The following is a 16,245-nucleotide window of genomic DNA, read 5'->3' on the forward strand; positions in this document are numbered from 1 at the left end:
GTGCTGCGACTGTGAAACGGTGGCAGCATGACTGCTGTGGACATTCAGGAGATCGCGCACCGCATCACCAGCGAGGACGAGGCGCTCTCGGTGGCGTCACAGCTGTCCGACGAGTTCGCGGCAGGTGCCGGAGTCCGCGATGCGCAGCGCCTCCTTCCCCACGACGAGGTTCGCACCCTGGCGCGGTCCGGCTTGCTCGGACTCTCGGTGCCGAAGGAGTTCGGTGGCATCGACGCAAGCACCGAGACGTTGGCCGAGGTCTTCCGCCTACTCGCCGAGGGCGATCCCAGCATCGCGCAGATTCCGCACAGCCACTTCACTTTCCTGGAAGCGCTCCGGTACCAGGGGTCTAACGAGCAGAAGCAGTTCTTCTACGCCGAAGCATTGTCGGGCAAGCAGTTCGCCAACGCCCAGAGCGAGCGCGGCAACAAGACCATCGACATCGACGGCACCACTCTCACCCCCGACGGGGAAGACTTTGTGCTCGAAGGTCGAAAATTCTATTGCACCGGAGCGCTTTTCGCAGATTGGATCGTGGTGCGTGCCGCCAATGCGGATCAATTCACCGAGACCGGCGCACAGGTGAAATCCGCGGTCTACCTACCCCGGAATACTCCCGGACTGTCGATCGTCGACGACTGGGACGGCATGGGACAGAAGACAACTGCAAGCGGAACCGTGACCCTGGAATCCGTTTCGGTGCCGCGGTTCAATGTCGTGCCCTTCACGTCGCTCTTCACTCACCCGACCACCTACGGAGCACAGGCCCAGATCCTGCACGCCGCGATCGACACCGGCATCGCGTCGGCTGCACTGCGTGAATCCGTGAAACTCGCGGCAAAGGCGCGTCCCTTCTTCGAAGCGAAAGTCGATACAGCGGTGGAGGATCCACTGCTCGTTCAACTCGCCGGCGAAGCGGCAATCGAGGTTCGCGCTGCCAGATCCCTCTTGGCGGAAGCAGCGCGATCGATCGACGTGGCGCGTCGTGATCCCACCGAGGACTCCACGGCCCGAGCATCCATCGACGCTGCAACTGCCAAAGTGGTCGGCGCCAGGGCGTCATTGGCGGCCACGAGCACTTTGTTCGAGATCGGTGGCACCAGAAGCGCGGGCGAATCGGCGAACCTCTCCCGATTCTGGCGTGACGCGCGCACGCACACCCTGCACGATCCGACGAGGTGGAAGGTCCAGCACATCGGCCGGTGGACACTGTCCGGGACAATCCCACCGCGGCACGGACTGCTGTGAACACACTCAGTCGGAGTTCATATATCCGCTGATCAAGACTTCCAGTCCTTCCAAGTAGCTCTCAGTCGTCGTCCCTCCAGGCCAGTCCTCGAGCACCTCACTGAGCACCGGCAGTTTCTCGGGCCCGATTTCTCGGATCTTGACCGCGAGAGGTGACACGCTGCCTTCCGGTCGCGTAGTGGTGTCGTAGATGTTGAGCAATGCGCCGAGTGTGTAGTTCCACAGCGCTCGATAGACTAACAGTGCGCGACGAGGTGACATACCGAGTTCGACACACGCGGCCATCGCCCGATCGACCAAGACCACAGCGCCGCTCCCACCACGGCCACCGCGCTGAAGCAACTCGATGATCCAGCGCTCCGACGCCAGCTTTTCGAAGATCGCGGTGAAGATCGTGCGAAGCCGTTCGACCTGATCCTGCGGCAGGACCAGCGCGCCGAGATCTTGTGAGTACAGATCGAGCACCGCGCTGATCAGCTGTTCCTTGTCGCCCACGTGCCGGTACAGCGCCATCGGCGTGGTGCCGAGCGACTTCGCCAACGCTCGCATGCTCAACGCGTCGGCGCCGCCGGTCTGTAGCTGCCGTTTCGCCTCGTCGACTATCTGCTCCGACGTGATCGTCGGGGGACGTCCGAGCCGCGGTGATCTCGGTTCCATCTTTTCGGCCATCCGTCGATTGTGCGCGCCCCTGCTACGACGCTCTCGCCCGGGGAACCCCTTGCATCTCAGTCGACAGCAAGGTAAACCTAACTACTTATGAGAACGCGTATACAAATTAGGTACCTGCAATGACACCAACTCGAGCGGTAGCCGCACCGACTCTGGTCCTCACAGCCGCCGCGGCAGCGCAATTCCTGGTGGCCTTCGACATGTCGGTCATCAACGTCGCACTGCCCGACATCCAGGAATCGCTGAACTTTTCCGACGCCGGGTTGTCCTGGGTCGTCAACGCGTACGCCCTCGCCTTCGGCGGACTACTTCTTCTCGGCGGTCGTCTGTGCGACGTGATGGGCACTCGTCGAGTTCTGGTTTCCGGGCTTCTGCTGTTCGCCCTCGTCAGCATCGTCGGCACCTTCTCCGTGTCCGCCGAAATGCTTGTCGGAGCGCGGGCGCTTCAAGGCGTCGGCGCTGCACTGATCGCTCCGGCCGGGCTCGCCGCACTCAGTCAGGCCTTTCCCACCGGACGCGCCAGGGCCAAGGCATTCGGCATCGGCGCAATGTCGTCAGCACTGGGCGGCGCACTCGGTGTCGTCCTGAGCGGCATTTTGACTGAAGGGCTCAGTTGGCGATGGGTGATGTTCGCCGGCGCACCAGTGGCCCTGATCGCCGCAGTTGCCGGTGCCCGTGGCCTGCCGGCCGGCCAAGCCGCCAGAGGCGGCTCCCTCGATCTCCCCGGAGCCATCTTGGCGACGGCCGGAATCACCGCCCTTGTCGGCACAGTGATCGCCACGGAATCACATTCCTGGACTTCGGGTTACGTGCTGGGTGGATTCGCGCTCACGATCGCGCTGCTCACTGCTTTCGTTGTGGTCGAAAGCCGCTGCGCCACACCACTGGTACGACTGTCCACCCTGCTTCGACCCCGAATCGGACTGGCCAACGCCATCATGTGCCTGGTGTGCGCGGCACAGTTCAGCGCGTTCTTCTTCGTCTCACTCTTCCTGCAACGCGGGCTGGGCTATTCACCGACCACCACCGGTCTGGCTTTCCTACCCTTCTGCTTCGGCCTGGTGATCGGCATCCTCGCGTCCACCAAACTCCTTCCGCGCTACGGAGTTCGACCGCTGCTCGTAGTCGGGACAGCAGTCGCCGCAATCGGAACTTTCATGTTTTCGACCATGAACCTCGACAGTCCCTTCTGGGCCGTCATCCTGGTGCCTTCGCTTCTGGCGAGCATCGGCATCGGTCTGTCGTTCATGCCGCTCAGTAACGTCGCCACCGCCGACGCTCCCCCCGAAGAAGTCGGCATGGCATCCGGGCTACTGAGTACATCGCGTCAGATCGGCGGTTCACTCGGACTAGCCGTTCTCGTGAGCGTCGCCGCTTCCTCGACGGCACGTTCGGACAGCGCGCCGACCGAAGCACTGGTTTCCGGATACTCCCAAGCCCTCTTCGTCTGCTCCGGCCTACTGCTGGCCGGTACCCTCCTGTCCTTCTTCTTCCCACGAATGGATCGTTGACCTCAGATGTTCACCACCCGAACCGCATTCGGCATCGTCTCGGCGCTTCTCCTGACCGTCGCCGGCGCAAGCGCGTGCAGCAGCTCCGCCGAGTCCGACACCGCCTCTGCAACTCGCTCCGTCACCCACGAACTCGGCACCGTCGAAGTTCCGGCCTCACCGCAGCGCATTCTCGCGCTCGACGAGTACGCGGGGTTGAGTGCACTCGCACTCGGCGTGAAGCCCACCGTCGTCTACAGCACCCTGCGATCGGACGTCGCCAAGTCGATCCTGCGCGAGCAGGGCGTCGAAGTTCTCGACAAGCCAACCTTCTTCGCCAACCCCGCCGTCGAGGAGATCGCGTCCGTCGAACCCGATGAAATCTTGATGAGCAATGCCGGTCCATTACCGAGCCTGTTCGCTCAGATCAACGCCGTGGCGCCAACCTTGGTCCTCCCGTACTCGGCGCCGTGGCGTGACGTGCTCGAACAAGCTGGGGCACAGCTCGATCGAGGCAGTGAAGCAACCGCCATGATCGGAAAGCTGGAATCCGGTCTCGAAGACGTCAAGTCCGCGGCTGCCGGCCAGAGCCTTGCGATCCTTCTCGGCTACAGCGGAAACCTGTTCACCGTGCCACCGACCACTCCCATCTCCACACTGGTCACCGAGGCCGGATTCACCAGGCCGGCATCGGAAATCAACGCGACCAACAATCAAGACACCGGCACGATTTCCCCCGTCTCGCCGGAACTCCTACCCGAGCATGCGGCGCAGACCGTCGCCGTACTTTCCGGGCAGCAGTACGACGCATCCATCGTGCGAAACACTCCACTGTTCGACAACCTGACACCCGATCCGGCGCACGCTCTGGACGTCAGCGGTGATCTCTGGTTCGGCAGCCATCCTTTTGCCATCTACTGGATCATCCAGGATCTGGACGGCATCGCACATGGCAAGGGGCAGAACAGTATCGGAACCCTCGACAGCGCCGACGCGCGATGGGCGGCATTCAGCGCGCTCTGACGTCCTGACGAAAGGTCAGCGGAGAAACACCCACCCGGGTGGCGAAGAACTTCGTGAAGTTCGCAGAATCGTCGAACCCCAACTTCGACGCCACCTGGGTGACCGTGTCCGTGCCGAAAGACAGCAGACGTTTCGCTTCGAGAACCACACGCTGATCGATGTACTGCTTTGCCGTCATCCCGGCAGCGGCTCGGGTGGCCCGCAGCACAGTCTTCTCGGAGTACCCGATCTTGTTGGCGTACTCCGAAACCGAACGGACCGTGGCGAAGTCACGTTCGACAACGGCATGAAACCTTTCGAACACGTCATTGTGCGCCAGCACGGAACTCTGTTCCTGTCCACCGAGATGGGTCAGTTTCAACAGAATTGCTGTCAGCGTGTGCCGCAGAATGGCCGCGCGAACGACCGGCGCGGAAGTATCCGGGCAGCCGTAGTTCAGGTTCAGGTGTTTCATACCCGTGCTGATGGTCTCGAGGTTCTCGCCGGACAACTGCCACGCTGCCTGCCGACTGCGGGCGTTCCCGTCCAACAACTGCTGGCTGACGGCATCGAGCGACGAGGGCGTGAACAGAACAACCGTCGCCTCGAAGTCCTGGATTCGCCCCCACTGTTGCACCTGCCCCGGTCTGACCCAGAACACGGTCCCCGGGCTCACCGCGTAGTTCACGAAGTCGATGGTGTGTAGCGCCGAGCCCTCGGTCACCAGAGCGAGCAAGTGAAATTGCGGACGTTGGGGGCCGACGAACTCTGCGCTTCCCCCGTTGATGCGAATGGTGTCCAGGCTGAGTACTTCGATCTCGGTCGCATCTGCCACCGACGATGCGTACCCGACGTCCCGGACGGGTACTTGTCTGTTTTTCACTAGTTCGGGACTCATCTTCACCGTGACCGAATACCCGAATGCGACATACCGTCAGGGTATCAATCAGTTCACGCTCGGATAGGAATCTTCCAGTGCAGACATCACGCTCGGAAACAGCAGGCAAGACGCAACTCACCTACGTCTTCGACGCCTATTGCGGGTGGTGTTTCGGCTTCGGCCCTGCGTTGACGGAGTTCGTCCGTCAAAATGCCGATTCCATCGACTTGTCCGTGGTCAGCGGCGGACTGTTCACCGGTGAGCGCGTCGCGCCCATGTCTTCGGCTCCGTACCTGAAATCAGCCAACGCCACCATCGCCGCCCAGACCGGCGCTGTCTTCGGTGACGGATATTCACAACTGGTGACTGATGGGCGGTTCGTCATGGATTCGACGGATGCAGCGATCGGACTCGCCGCACTGCGCGCGCAAGATCCGACACGCGCCCTCGACATCGCGGAGGCCATGCAGATCGCGTTCTACCGAGACGGTCGCAGCCTTTCCGATCCCGAGACGTACCGATCCATCGCGGAATCCCTCCAACTCGACCCATCTGCCGCGGTGTCTTCCCTGTTCACCGCCGCCTCGAAGGATGCCGCCCGCGCTGATTTCGTCCGAGCACGCAGGCTCGGCGCCACTTCGTTTCCGACGCTGTTGTTCCACGGGAGCGACGGGTCCGTCGTGAAATTCGGTTCTCCGACCAGTACCGCGGCCGATCTCACCCGCGACCTGAACACGTGCGTGCGGGCGTATGCGGTGGCTTGACCCACGCACTTTTGCGAGCGAAAGGTACGCCCGGCGCCTTCAGTACGCCGAACGTACCTTTCGCTCAGCGTGACTTCACCCAAATCACTTCGGCCCCCCTTCTGGTTTGATGAACACCGAACGAATCGCACCAAAGGGGAAACGACAGTGGTTTCAGATCCGATCACGGGCCTGGAGATGGAACTTGCCGACATGTGGCAACGAGGACGCGCCCAGGCGCGCACCTATGCGCGCGCAATTCATCCCAAACTCGATCCGGCGCTCTACCCGGTTCTGGTCATCCTGAACCGTTCGGATGCGGTGCGGATGTCCGACCTGATCTGCACCCTCGATATCGAGAAGTCCACCTTGACCAGGCAAATCGACGCCGCAGCTCGACTCGGCCTGGTGGAACGAATCCCCGATCCCGACGACGCTCGCGCCAAGTTGGTAGCTCTGACCCCTGAGGCGCGAACGAAGCTCACGACCATCCGCAATCACCAGATAGATCGCTGGCGCGCTCGACTCGCGAAATGGGATACGGACGACATCACCACGCTGACAGCGCTGCTTCACCGACTGGGCAGTTCCGAGGACTGACGACAAATTAGTCGTGATGGGCAGCCCACTCGAACAGCCGGACGATTTACGCCGTCACGACAATTCTGCAGCAGCACGCAGGATCAACTGGGTGACCTCGTGCGGGTGGGACGCCAAGGATGCATGGCCTGCGTCGAGTTCCTCGATCTCGCGGGCACCGATACGCTCTGCCATCCATCGCTCGGTTTCCGGCGGAATCATTCGGTCCTGCCCTGAAACCTGATACCAACTGGGCTTCCCACGCCATGCCGGCGGCCCTGACGGGTCCGAGAAGCACTGACCCGCAATGGGTTTCTGCGTCAGCGCCATGACCAATGCTTCGGTGTCGTCGAGATCCTGACTGAAACTCTCCTGAAACTTGTCCGGGGCGATCCACAAGAAGCCCTCGGCGTCCGGCGCGATGTTCGCCGCGCCCGCCGGCTGATCCGTGCGGGCGAAGATACTTCCCAGGCTGTCACCCTCGTCCGGCGCAAAGGCAGCGATATATACCAGTCCCACAACGTTTTCCGCATGACCCGCGCCTGTGATCACCGCGCCGCCGTACGAGTGTCCGACCAGCAGGGTCGGGCCGTCCATCGATTCGGCCAACTTCCTGGTCCGGTCCACGTCGTCGGCGAGCGAAGTAAGTGGATTCTGGACCGCAACCACTCGATGCCCGGCGTTGTGCAGGGTGGGTATGACGTGACGCCAATGAGAACCGTCTCCCCAGGCTCCATGCACCAGAACGATGTTTACCTTCTCTGTCATGACCAACTCCTCCAGATACGCAGTGCGACGAATACTCCGACGATCGGCAAGCCTTCGAAACCCAGACCTTGCCTGTTACCCACGTTAAGGGGATCCTGGATCAATAACCATGACCAGATTGCCAAGTTTTTGTGCAGAAACGCCGAATGCTCGAGACATCGGAGTGATCGATCCATGAGGACAACATCATCACAGCGGTACGTACCCACCACCGACGAGACTCGAACCCGGGACACCCTCTCGCACGTTCTCGAAGTCGTCCACCTTCGCGGTGATCAGATTCATCGCTGCGTCCACGGCGAGAACTTCACCGTGGAGGTACCCACGGGGGTGCGAGCACTTCACATTGCCGAGCACGGTGACATCGTGATCAGAACGCAGGGCAAAGCCCCGATCGAACTCGGCCCCGGGGAACTCGTACTGTTACCCCATGGGCATGCTCATACGATCGAGAATGCGATGCCGATGCACACGAAAAACGAAACATGTTGGCTTTTCGGTACTTTCACACTCGACGACGTCGCAGCGCAGCGACTGCTGTCCGTTCTGCCGGACTTCGTCGAACTGCGCGCGACACAAGGAACCCCGGTCGAGTGGCTCGAGGTGAGCAGCCGACTGTTGGGCGCCGAGGTGGACGATCCGAAACCTGGTTCCTCCGTGATGGTTTCCCGGATTCTCGACCTTCTCTTCGTCCAGATCCTCAGAGCGTGGGCTCGAGCGGACGGATCGAACGGCGGATGGTTGACCGCAGCAATGGATCCACGAATCGGGCAGGCCCTCGAGGCCGTCCACAACGACCCGTCACGCAACTGGACCATCGACGAACTGGCGACGCTGTCCACCCTGTCGAGATCGTCTTTTGCGGAGCGCTTCTCGCGACTGGTCGGCCAGACGCCCGGCGCTTACATCACCGAGCGCCGACTCGACCGTGCCGCCGAACTACTCGTGCAAACCACCGAGCCGGTCGGAACCATTGCGATAACTGTCGGCTACGAATCCGATGCCGCGTTCAGCCGCGCCTTCCGTCGACGATTCGACGCCTCGCCGTTGAACTGGCGAAAGTCCAACTCCCACAATCACTGACGTCAGGTCGCAGCGATTACGCCTGCGACCGGGATCCGGCCGAGAACTGCAACGCGGAAGTCCACCATCGCGCGCTCCACGTGATTGGCGCTCGAGACCACAACCACGCCGGTCGCGCCTCGATCGGCGAGAATCCGCGCAGAGTTGATCGCATTCTCGACCGTCGACCACGAAGTTCCCTCTTCGGTGATCCGGCCCGGGTTGACGCCGTTGGCAACGAGCCATTCGCGCATCGCCCTGGCTTCCGTTACTCCGGCCTTCGGAGCCCCACCGCTTGTGATGATCGGAGACTGCGGGTACTGACGGGCCAGCTGGAGCGCCGCCTGAAGCCGGTCGACCAACATCGGACGCATCGTGCCGTCGTCGAAGAGGCCGGCACCCAAGACGACGATGTTCGTGCCCACGGGGTTGAGGTCGAGCAGCACGGGCGACTGGCGTGTCAGCGTCTCAGCACTCGTGCACGCGAGAATGAGAGACCGCACCGGTGTTTGGCAGCCGCCCACCGTCGACAGGATGCCGTTGACGACCGTCGTCGGAGTGATGTCGGCACTCGCTGTCGCCGGCGACAATCCCACTCCGGCTGCGGCGATTACCGAAGCAGCAATCAATCCCTTCGTCAGAGACCTACGAACATTTGCCATGTAGCCGAACCCCCAGATTGTCGATTGTCCAGCCCACGGTAACGAACATTTCGTCGCGATTGCATCATTTGACTCAAATTTACTGTTCACTGACCGTCACACAGATTAAACATAAATATTGGGCAACAATTCGGGTTCGAAACCGTCATCTACCAGCATCTCGAATCGACGCGCCTGCCGCGTTACCGATCTGAGCTGCAGCATCCCCGAGCAGGCCGACGACACTGAACGGCAACAATTCGTTGTTGCAGATCACGATGTTGCATCCGGGTGTTCCTGCTCGCCCCGTCCCGACCATCGTGTCGAAGATCAATTCGGGGTTCGCGAAGCCGACGAGCTGTGACAGATCGTCGATGAGCGGACCACCCGACCCAAGCATGGGAGGCCCGACGTACGGCGGCGGTGGAACGTCCACGATCGAAGCGACGACAAGCCGCAAGAACTCCTGGAGATAGAGATCCCGAGGCGCGTTCTGCCACACCGGATGCGAAACATACTTGCTCACCGGCGCATTCACGGAGTAGAAGTCCTCGCCCGCGTTCACCCAGGTCAAGAAGCCGTACCCCCCATTGGACGGAGAGGGCGCGGACAACTCGTCGAGGTAGGCGGAGTCGATCAACGTCTGATCACGCCACGCGCCTCGTTGCACCATCAGCTGACCCAGTCTGGCCATGTCTCCCGGCCGGATTGCCAATCCGAGAATCAGGCACGTTCACAGAGAACCACAGACCCATCACGTTTGGGAAGAGTCCGCCTCCATGCCGATTGCGCGACGCGCTCCCAGCGCCATGGTGACCTGTACAAGGTCTTTCGGTGACGACAGGTCAAGTCCCGTCAGGGAACTCGCTTTACGCAGGCGGTACACGACCGTGTTCGGGTGTACGTGCAACTGCCGAGCGGTGGTAGCTCGATCGAATCCGGAGTCGATGAAAGATTCGAGCGTCTCGAGCACGGCAGGATCGGACTCCAACGGCGACAACACATCTGCGAGGATCGGCAGCGCAGCGCTCGGGCGGGTCAGTTGATACTCGACTGCAAGATCCTCGAGACGCACGACCCCACTTGTACGGCCGTACTTTCGGGCAACGTTCAGCACCTCGCGCGCCTGCGACACCGCTGCGGGAATTGCGGGCGGTGCCGCGACATGTACGGCGGCAACCGTCGATGCACCGATGACCTTCTCGAGATCACCCAATCGTCGACACAATGAAAGATATTGCGGACTCGACGCCCAGTTCCCCTCAGCGGGTTCCGATTCCACAATAGGAATCAGTACGGCTCCGCCACTGCTCCCGAGCACCCCGAGCGCTTTGTCACGCCCCACCTGATCGAGCTCTCGTTGCAGGTGGCGCACCTTTCTCCGCTCGGCGACGGCAGTGTCCACCTCGGTCGAGGACTCGTCGTCATTCCGTTCGACGTGCAGCGCCACCACCCAGTACAGGCGCGCCAACCTGATGCCCACATCGTCGGAGACCCGATCAACATCGACACCCGTCGAAAGTGCTACGAACAATGACCTTCGCGCAGAATCCTCGTCCGTCTGGGTGGCATGGTCGGAACCGTAGCCGGCAAGAACCGCCGACGCGGAGGCCGCGGTGTATGCATTCAGGAGTCGTCCGGTGCGGGCAAGTGCGACACCGTCTTCCGGGACCGCCCATTCGCTGATGGTCTCCCACCACAGCCCGGCAGCCAGGTGATATGCCCGCAGCACCTCACCGAGCGGAACCAATTCCTGAGCCCGTTGGCGAGCCGATTCGCTGATGTCGGCGAGCAACTCGGGCGCCAGATCGGCGCCGGTCCGCAGCATCGAAATGAACAGTTCCAGATTGCGCCTCACGATGGTGGTGACGTCGTTACGTAATGCCTCGTCAGGGAGCAACCGGTAGAAGGTGACGTCGCGGTGGACCAGATCGACTGTCTCAATGACCAGTGGATGGGTGCGTTGCGCCAGTCGGTCGGCCAGAGATCTGCCACCAACCAGGATCGGCTCGAACGGCAGATCTTTGTTTCCTGACACAAAACCCTCCACAGAATTGAATTGCCACCACAAGGCCGACCTGCCTTTTTCCTATCACTATGTAACCCACGCCACTCACGAATTCACAATCAGCGGCGTAACTGGAAGTCCCACCTTCGACCAAGAGGAGCCTCGAGTGACGTGGAAAACGCGCAGCGCAGCCATTCTGGCAGGCGTCGTGGCTGCCGGTTCGATCGCGGCTCTCGGGACCGGTGTGTCGAGTGCCGAGACACCGGTCAGCACTATCCAGTACGTCGCACTCGGCGATTCCGCGGCGGCCGGCCCACTGGTCACCGCGCAGGACTCGTCGTCACCGGGCTGTCTACGATCACTCGACAACTACCCGTCCGTGGTGGCGCGAGAACTCGGCGCTGAACTCACGGATATGACCTGCTCGTCGGCGCGATCCGCCAACGTCACGGACACCGCACAATCGACGTTCTCCGGTCAAGTATCACCGCAGGCAACAGCATTGGGGCCTGATACCGACCTCGTCACCATCACCATCGGTGCCAACGACATCTCGTTGTTCCCGACAGTTCTGAGCTGCGTCAATCCACTCCCCGAACCCACCGGAACGTCCTGCCGTGACAAGTTCACCTCCGGTGGCGTCGATCAACAGCGACAAATGATCGAAAATGCGTCCACAGGTTGGAGTTCCATGATCGAAGTCGCGCAGGATCGAGCACCGTCGGCGCGCATCGTCGTGGTCGGATACGGAACATACATCCGTGGTGGCGGCTGCCCCGGCACTCAGCCGTTCTGGCCGCGCGACGCCGACTATCTCCAGAGTGTGATCGACTACGGCAACACGGTCATGGCAGCAACTGCGGCCCGTCACGGCGTCGAGTACATCGACATCACCGAAACCACTGCCGGGCATGACATCTGCACGGACCCTGCCACTGCTTACTACACGGGAATCGTCCCTACCCAGCCGGCGGTTCCACTGCATCCCACTGCGGCCGGGATGCAGGCGATCGGCAAAACGGTCGCCGACGCTCTGTCCTGAGCTTCTCCCCCAGCACAATTCATTCAGCACTCGCGAAAAGGGTGGAACAATCATGTCAATTCAACGAGACGCTCCGCCGCTGCCGTCCGTCGACGGCGCCCCTGTCGGAACACGCGACAAACTTCTCGGCGGCACACTCGTCGCACTATTTCTCGCAAACATGCTCAACTTCTTCGACCGGGCGATCCCCTCGGTCGTTGCCGAGCCGATCAAGAACGAGTTTTCGCTCAGCGACTTGCAATTGGGATTGATCACCTCTGCATTCACCCTCGTCTACGCAGTCGCAGGACTGCCTCTGGGCCGGTTGGCCGACACGAAGAACCGTCCCAAGATCATCGGGATCGGACTCCTGGTGTGGAGCGGACTGACGGCAGCAACCGGTGCCGCCGGCAGCTATGTGCTGTTCATCCTCGCGCGTCTAGGCGTCGGTGTGGGCGAAGCGACCTTCACACCTGCAGCCAACTCGATGATCGGCGATATCTACCCGGCAGAACGACGCTCACGCGCACTTGGTGTCTTCATGCTCGGTTTGCCGATTGGCCTCATGCTCGCCTACTTCACCGTCGGCAAGATCGCCGAGGCATTCGACAGCTGGCGTGCACCGTTCTTCCTCGCGGCGATTCCCGGTGTCCTGCTGGCAGTCGTGCTCTACCGCATGGCAGATCCGGTTCGTGGTGGTTCCGAAAGTCCGGAGGCCCGCGCAGCCGCTGTTTCACAGGCACCGATCACCCGTCCGATCCGTCGTCTGCTCGCAATTCCCACGCTTCGTTGGCTCATCCTTGCCGGACTGACGTTCAACTTCGCCGCCTACGCAGTGAATTCGTTTGTCGTCCCGCTTCTGATGCGCCAGTACCACCTGAAACTGACTGCTGCGGCATCGGTCACCGGCATCATCGTCGGAATCACGGGCCTGATCGGATTGCTTCTCGGCGCTCGCTACGCTGACAAGGCCAGCGCACGCTCACCGCGCGCACGGTTGATGATCGGTGTCGGAACCTCGGCATTGGCGGCACCTTTGACGGCGCTGGCACTGTTGCAACACGGCGGGAACGTCGTGATGTTCACGCTCTTGTTCTCGGCCGGGTGGCTTCTGGCCTACGGCTTCTACATCAGCGTCTACCCCGCCATTCACGACGTCGTGGTTCCCAGGCTCCGCGGCACTGCGACGGCGCTGTTCTTCGCTGCCATGTACCTTCTCGGCGGATTCTCCGGACCGGTTGCCGTTGGAGCGATCTCGGACTGGTTCGCCAAGCGTGCACTTGCAGATGCAGGTACCGGGAAGTTGGCTCAGTACGCCGGCGACGGGTTGAACTCGGCCATGTATCTCGTGCCGATCATGTTGGCACTCACCGCGGTATTCATCTACCTGGCTACCCGCACTGTCGGCAAGGACTCCGCGCGCATGCAAGCGGAGCTGAGCCAGGCCTGACCGACAAGTTCACGGGCGGTGGCGGGACCCTGAGGCCCCGCCACCGCCGAGTTCAGTTGACCGTAATCGCCAGAGTCGACAACATGGACCGCAACATGTCCGGCAAGCGAGCGATCATTCGCTGCTCGGTTATCCGAACGGAGACGGGCGCGGCCAGCGTCGCTCGCCACAGTTCCGGTTGATTGTTCATCAGGTTGTTGTAGACCGGGAGCAGCTGACCGTTGATGTAGGTCCAACGACCGTCCCGGTCCGCCCAGTTGAAGTCCGGAAGCGGCGTTTGCACAACAGCATTGCCCACCTCGAACGAGAGCGGGTTCGACTCGCGTGGCGGCACGACGCCAGGCATCGACGGTGATGCGGCGAAGGTGGTCAGGTAGGTCAACGAGCGACCAACACTGCCGCGGTAGGCCTTCGCCTCGTCCCACTGATCACCCACCGACTGGTACTGCTCCCTTCGCAGCAGACGCACATTGCCGTCGAAGACCGATTCCGGTGTCCCCGAAGCAATGTTGTTCCACGCGATACGGGCGTTCTCGTCGAGCAGCCCTGCGCGATCGAGTTCGGCGATGCCGTCGACACCGTCGTGAACCCACGCCATGTGCATGGGAATCAGGTCCGAGAAGATGTGTTTGCTCATCGCAATCACTTTCCCCTGGAACCACATCACGTCCTCGGGGCGAATCTCGTGGCCGACCTGGAGAAGTGCCGCAATGTCCTCGGGCGCTCCCATCGACGATGCAACCGGCGCCCCGATGCGGTCGATCTCTCGCCACACCAGTGCCATCGCCTCGCTGATCGCTTGGACTTCCAGCACAACCCGCCCGTAGTCCAAGTCGAGGAGTCCACCGGCGAAAGCGGGCCCGACCATTCCTCCCATACCTGCCCACTGCAGCTCTCGATGCTCGAGCTGGAGTCGCTCGTAGAATTGGAAAGTGTTGGTGAGGTTTCCGAGATTCGCGTGCACACCGTCGAACGGAGTCCACGAAGCGAGATCGATACCTGCCGACTCCGTCCCGACCGCGAGCCAGTACTGCTTGAGCAGTGTCTGATAGCGATGCGGATCCACTCCCGAGGCTCGGGCGGTATCCACCAAAGACCGCAGCGTCGCGGAATCCGATGGCAGAGAAGGATGCAGGCCGCCCGTGGCTTCGGCGTTTGCGTTCACTGCTTCCAGGTCGAGGTACCTGTCGAGCTCACCAGTACCCGCGGACGCCCTGCCTCCCAGTACGACGGCACCGCCGATACCTGCCGAAGCAACGAGAACCGTGCGCGCAAAATCCCTGCGCGTCAGAGACTTCCGCAAGCTCATCGTCCCTCGGCTTCGTCGAACGTCTTTGCCAGCCAGGCGATGTCCTGCATACCCAGCTGATCGGTCACCGTCTTGTACAGGTTGGTCACGTAATCGAGCGGCCCGCACTGCGACGGGAGCAGGTCCACGTTGCCGCCGTCTGCTCGATATGTCTGCGCCAAGTGCTCTGCCTCACTGAAGGGAACGAGAAAGTCGTCCTCACAGGAAGAAATCAGAAGCTTGGAAGCCGGCGCCTGCTTTCCCAACGTGTTGTCCGCGTACGCCGCGGCCAGCGCAGGGATCGTTCGGGGCGAAGGGTTGGTAAGTAGGACGTCGAACGGAACGAATGGGAGTCCGAGGTAGAGCGCCTGGCAGGACGCGCGGAAGGCTGCGGCGACGTTGTGACCGATCGGAGTCAGATGGTCGTCGAGCCGAACGTCGGGGTAGCCCGCGTCGAATCCGAGAATGCTCGAGAAGACGAATCCGGAACCGATCCCACCGGCCGCTGTTTCCTCGAACGTTGCCGGGTCGATCATCATCGCCTGAATGGCACTGGCCTGGACGTTCAGTTCCGGCGCATATTCATGGGCCTGTTCCGCGGCAAAGCCCGCTGCGACACCGCCTCCGGCGACACCGTAGATGCCGACAGGGGTGTCTGATTCGAGGCCGCCTTCCGGAAGCGCGAGTGCTGCCCGAACGCCGTCGAGCGTTGCCTTCCCTGAGAACTGTCCGATCGAGAACGGATGGGGAGCAGTGTCGCCGTCGTTGCCGACGTCGCTCATCATCACTGCCCAGCCGTGGCCGAACATCTGAGCCACCGGGCCGAGCGCCGAGAACATCGCCGGGTCGCTCTGATTGCCGCCGGTCCACTGGTGACTTGGTGCGCAGTTCGCGCCGAGGCTGTCGTTCGCCTCGGCGTATCCGATGATCTTGCGATCACCTGGCGCAGTTCCGTCCTCGGGAATCATCAGAATTCCGGTGCTGATCACCTGCCGACCGAAGTGATCAGTGGTGGTGTACATGAGTTGGTGAGCCGAGACCACGTCGGGACGGACCTGGTAGACCTGCACGCTGACCGGACGCGCTTTGAGAAGTGTGCCGGGGGCGGTACCCGGCTCGCTTTCAGGTTCGTCGAACCACGGATCATCGGACGAGAGCCCGAGTGGAGTCAATTCGGTGGAAATGTCAGCGCCTTGGAGTGCCTTCACGACCAACGGGTTGAACACGTCGGCCAGGTCGACGGTCTCCTGCGCACCAGCCGGCGACCCCACCGCAAACAAGGCCACTGCCAGGGCCGATGCCGTTCCGGCGCGCCATGACCACCGTCGCCACGTCGAGTCAAACATCGTTCACGAGTTCCTTACTTTCGGGTAATGAGCACCCCTACACTCCCATT

17 protein-coding genes are annotated in these 16,245 nt (G+C 61.8%); 8 read left to right on the plus strand and 9 right to left on the minus strand.

From position 1 onward, the window contains the following. The first annotated feature begins 27 nt into the window (after positions 1-27). Complete coding sequence (locus tag ATN38_RS09760) at positions 28-1,248, plus strand: SfnB family sulfur acquisition oxidoreductase (protein ID WP_058038329.1); 1,221 nt, start codon at positions 28-30, stop codon at positions 1,246-1,248. A gap of 6 nt (positions 1,249-1,254) precedes the next feature. Here the strand turns inward: ATN38_RS09760 and ATN38_RS09765 are convergent, their stop codons facing one another. Further along, positions 1,255-1,917 (minus strand): TetR/AcrR family transcriptional regulator, encoded by a 663-nt coding sequence (locus ATN38_RS09765; RefSeq protein ID WP_204855300.1) that lies wholly within the window; start codon positions 1,915-1,917, stop codon positions 1,255-1,257. A 119-nt stretch (positions 1,918-2,036) separates the two neighbouring features. Here ATN38_RS09765 and ATN38_RS09770 point away from each other — a divergent pair, with 119 nt between their 5' ends. Next, positions 2,037-3,428, plus strand: a complete 1,392-nt coding sequence (locus ATN38_RS09770) for an MFS transporter (protein ID WP_218747882.1) — start codon at positions 2,037-2,039, stop codon at positions 3,426-3,428. 6 nt (positions 3,429-3,434) lie between these two features. Then, complete coding sequence (locus tag ATN38_RS09775; RefSeq protein ID WP_042446360.1) at positions 3,435-4,430, plus strand: ABC transporter substrate-binding protein; 996 nt, start codon at positions 3,435-3,437, stop codon at positions 4,428-4,430. On the opposite strand, the gene ATN38_RS09780 is transcribed toward ATN38_RS09775, so the two are convergent. Beyond that, complete coding sequence (locus ATN38_RS09780; RefSeq protein WP_030536057.1) at positions 4,417-5,244, minus strand: AraC family transcriptional regulator; 828 nt, start codon at positions 5,242-5,244, stop codon at positions 4,417-4,419. The genes ATN38_RS09775 and ATN38_RS09780 overlap by 14 nt on opposite strands. 140 nt (positions 5,245-5,384) lie before the next feature. Between ATN38_RS09780 and ATN38_RS09785 the strand changes: the two genes are divergently transcribed. Together ATN38_RS09785 and ATN38_RS09790 are read left to right on the plus strand one after the other, a co-directional pair. Continuing rightward, positions 5,385-6,053, plus strand: coding sequence for a DsbA family protein (locus tag ATN38_RS09785; RefSeq protein ID WP_007730785.1), 669 nt, complete (start codon positions 5,385-5,387; stop codon positions 6,051-6,053). Between the two features lie 147 nt (positions 6,054-6,200). Then, entirely contained in the window at positions 6,201-6,632 is a 432-nt protein-coding gene (locus ATN38_RS09790) for a MarR family winged helix-turn-helix transcriptional regulator (protein WP_003942924.1), read from the plus strand. A 54-nt stretch (positions 6,633-6,686) separates the two neighbouring features. On the opposite strand, the gene ATN38_RS09795 is transcribed toward ATN38_RS09790, so the two are convergent. Both ATN38_RS09795 and ATN38_RS33185 read right to left on the minus strand, forming a co-directional pair. Beyond that, positions 6,687-7,379: an alpha/beta hydrolase gene (locus tag ATN38_RS09795; protein WP_007730784.1), complete on the minus strand. Its 693-nt coding sequence runs from the start codon at positions 7,377-7,379 to the stop codon at positions 6,687-6,689. Positions 7,380-7,568: 189 nt separating this feature from the next. Further along, complete coding sequence (locus tag ATN38_RS33185; RefSeq protein ID WP_231783601.1) at positions 7,569-7,736, minus strand: hypothetical protein; 168 nt, start codon at positions 7,734-7,736, stop codon at positions 7,569-7,571. On the opposite strand from ATN38_RS33185, the gene ATN38_RS09800 reads away from it, so the two are divergent. Beyond that, positions 7,659-8,462 (plus strand): AraC family transcriptional regulator, encoded by an 804-nt coding sequence (locus tag ATN38_RS09800; RefSeq protein ID WP_233272387.1) that lies wholly within the window; start codon positions 7,659-7,661, stop codon positions 8,460-8,462. The two genes, ATN38_RS33185 and ATN38_RS09800, sit on opposite strands and share 78 nt — an antisense overlap. Before the next feature lie 2 nt (positions 8,463-8,464). Here ATN38_RS09800 and ATN38_RS09805 read toward each other — a convergent pair whose 3' ends face one another. Genes ATN38_RS09805 through ATN38_RS09815 form a run of 3 tightly spaced genes read right to left on the minus strand, consistent with a single transcriptional unit; the run spans position 8,465 to position 11,120 of the window. After that, on the minus strand, positions 8,465-9,193 hold the full coding sequence (locus ATN38_RS09805; protein ID WP_030536059.1) for a YdcF family protein: 729 nt from the start codon (positions 9,191-9,193) through the stop codon (positions 8,465-8,467). 55 nt (positions 9,194-9,248) lie between these two features. Further along, positions 9,249-9,776: a hypothetical protein gene (locus ATN38_RS09810; protein WP_218747883.1), complete on the minus strand. Its 528-nt coding sequence runs from the start codon at positions 9,774-9,776 to the stop codon at positions 9,249-9,251. 60 nt (positions 9,777-9,836) lie between these two features. Next, positions 9,837-11,120: a CdaR family transcriptional regulator gene (locus ATN38_RS09815; RefSeq protein ID WP_058038471.1), complete on the minus strand. Its 1,284-nt coding sequence runs from the start codon at positions 11,118-11,120 to the stop codon at positions 9,837-9,839. 136 nt (positions 11,121-11,256) lie between these two features. On the opposite strand from ATN38_RS09815, the gene ATN38_RS09820 reads away from it, so the two are divergent. After that, positions 11,257-12,132: an SGNH/GDSL hydrolase family protein gene (locus ATN38_RS09820; protein WP_218747884.1), complete on the plus strand. Its 876-nt coding sequence runs from the start codon at positions 11,257-11,259 to the stop codon at positions 12,130-12,132. A 52-nt stretch (positions 12,133-12,184) separates the two neighbouring features. Then, positions 12,185-13,561, plus strand: a complete 1,377-nt coding sequence (locus tag ATN38_RS09825; RefSeq protein ID WP_003942962.1) for an MFS transporter — start codon at positions 12,185-12,187, stop codon at positions 13,559-13,561. A gap of 52 nt (positions 13,562-13,613) precedes the next feature. Here ATN38_RS09825 and ATN38_RS09830 read toward each other — a convergent pair whose 3' ends face one another. Then, the gene (locus ATN38_RS09830) at positions 13,614-14,870 is read right to left on the minus strand and encodes a Tat pathway signal protein (RefSeq protein ID WP_218747885.1); all 1,257 of its coding nucleotides are present in this window, start codon (positions 14,868-14,870) and stop codon (positions 13,614-13,616) included. Further along, positions 14,867-16,195: a lipase family protein gene (locus ATN38_RS09835; protein WP_218747886.1), complete on the minus strand. Its 1,329-nt coding sequence runs from the start codon at positions 16,193-16,195 to the stop codon at positions 14,867-14,869. The genes ATN38_RS09830 and ATN38_RS09835 overlap by 4 nt, the downstream gene beginning before the upstream one ends. Positions 16,196-16,245 lie beyond the last annotated feature (50 nt).

The organism is Rhodococcus sp. FH8 (assembly GCF_019266085.1).
Taxonomy (GTDB): Bacteria; Actinomycetota; Actinomycetes; order Mycobacteriales; family Mycobacteriaceae; genus Rhodococcus_F; species Rhodococcus_F qingshengii.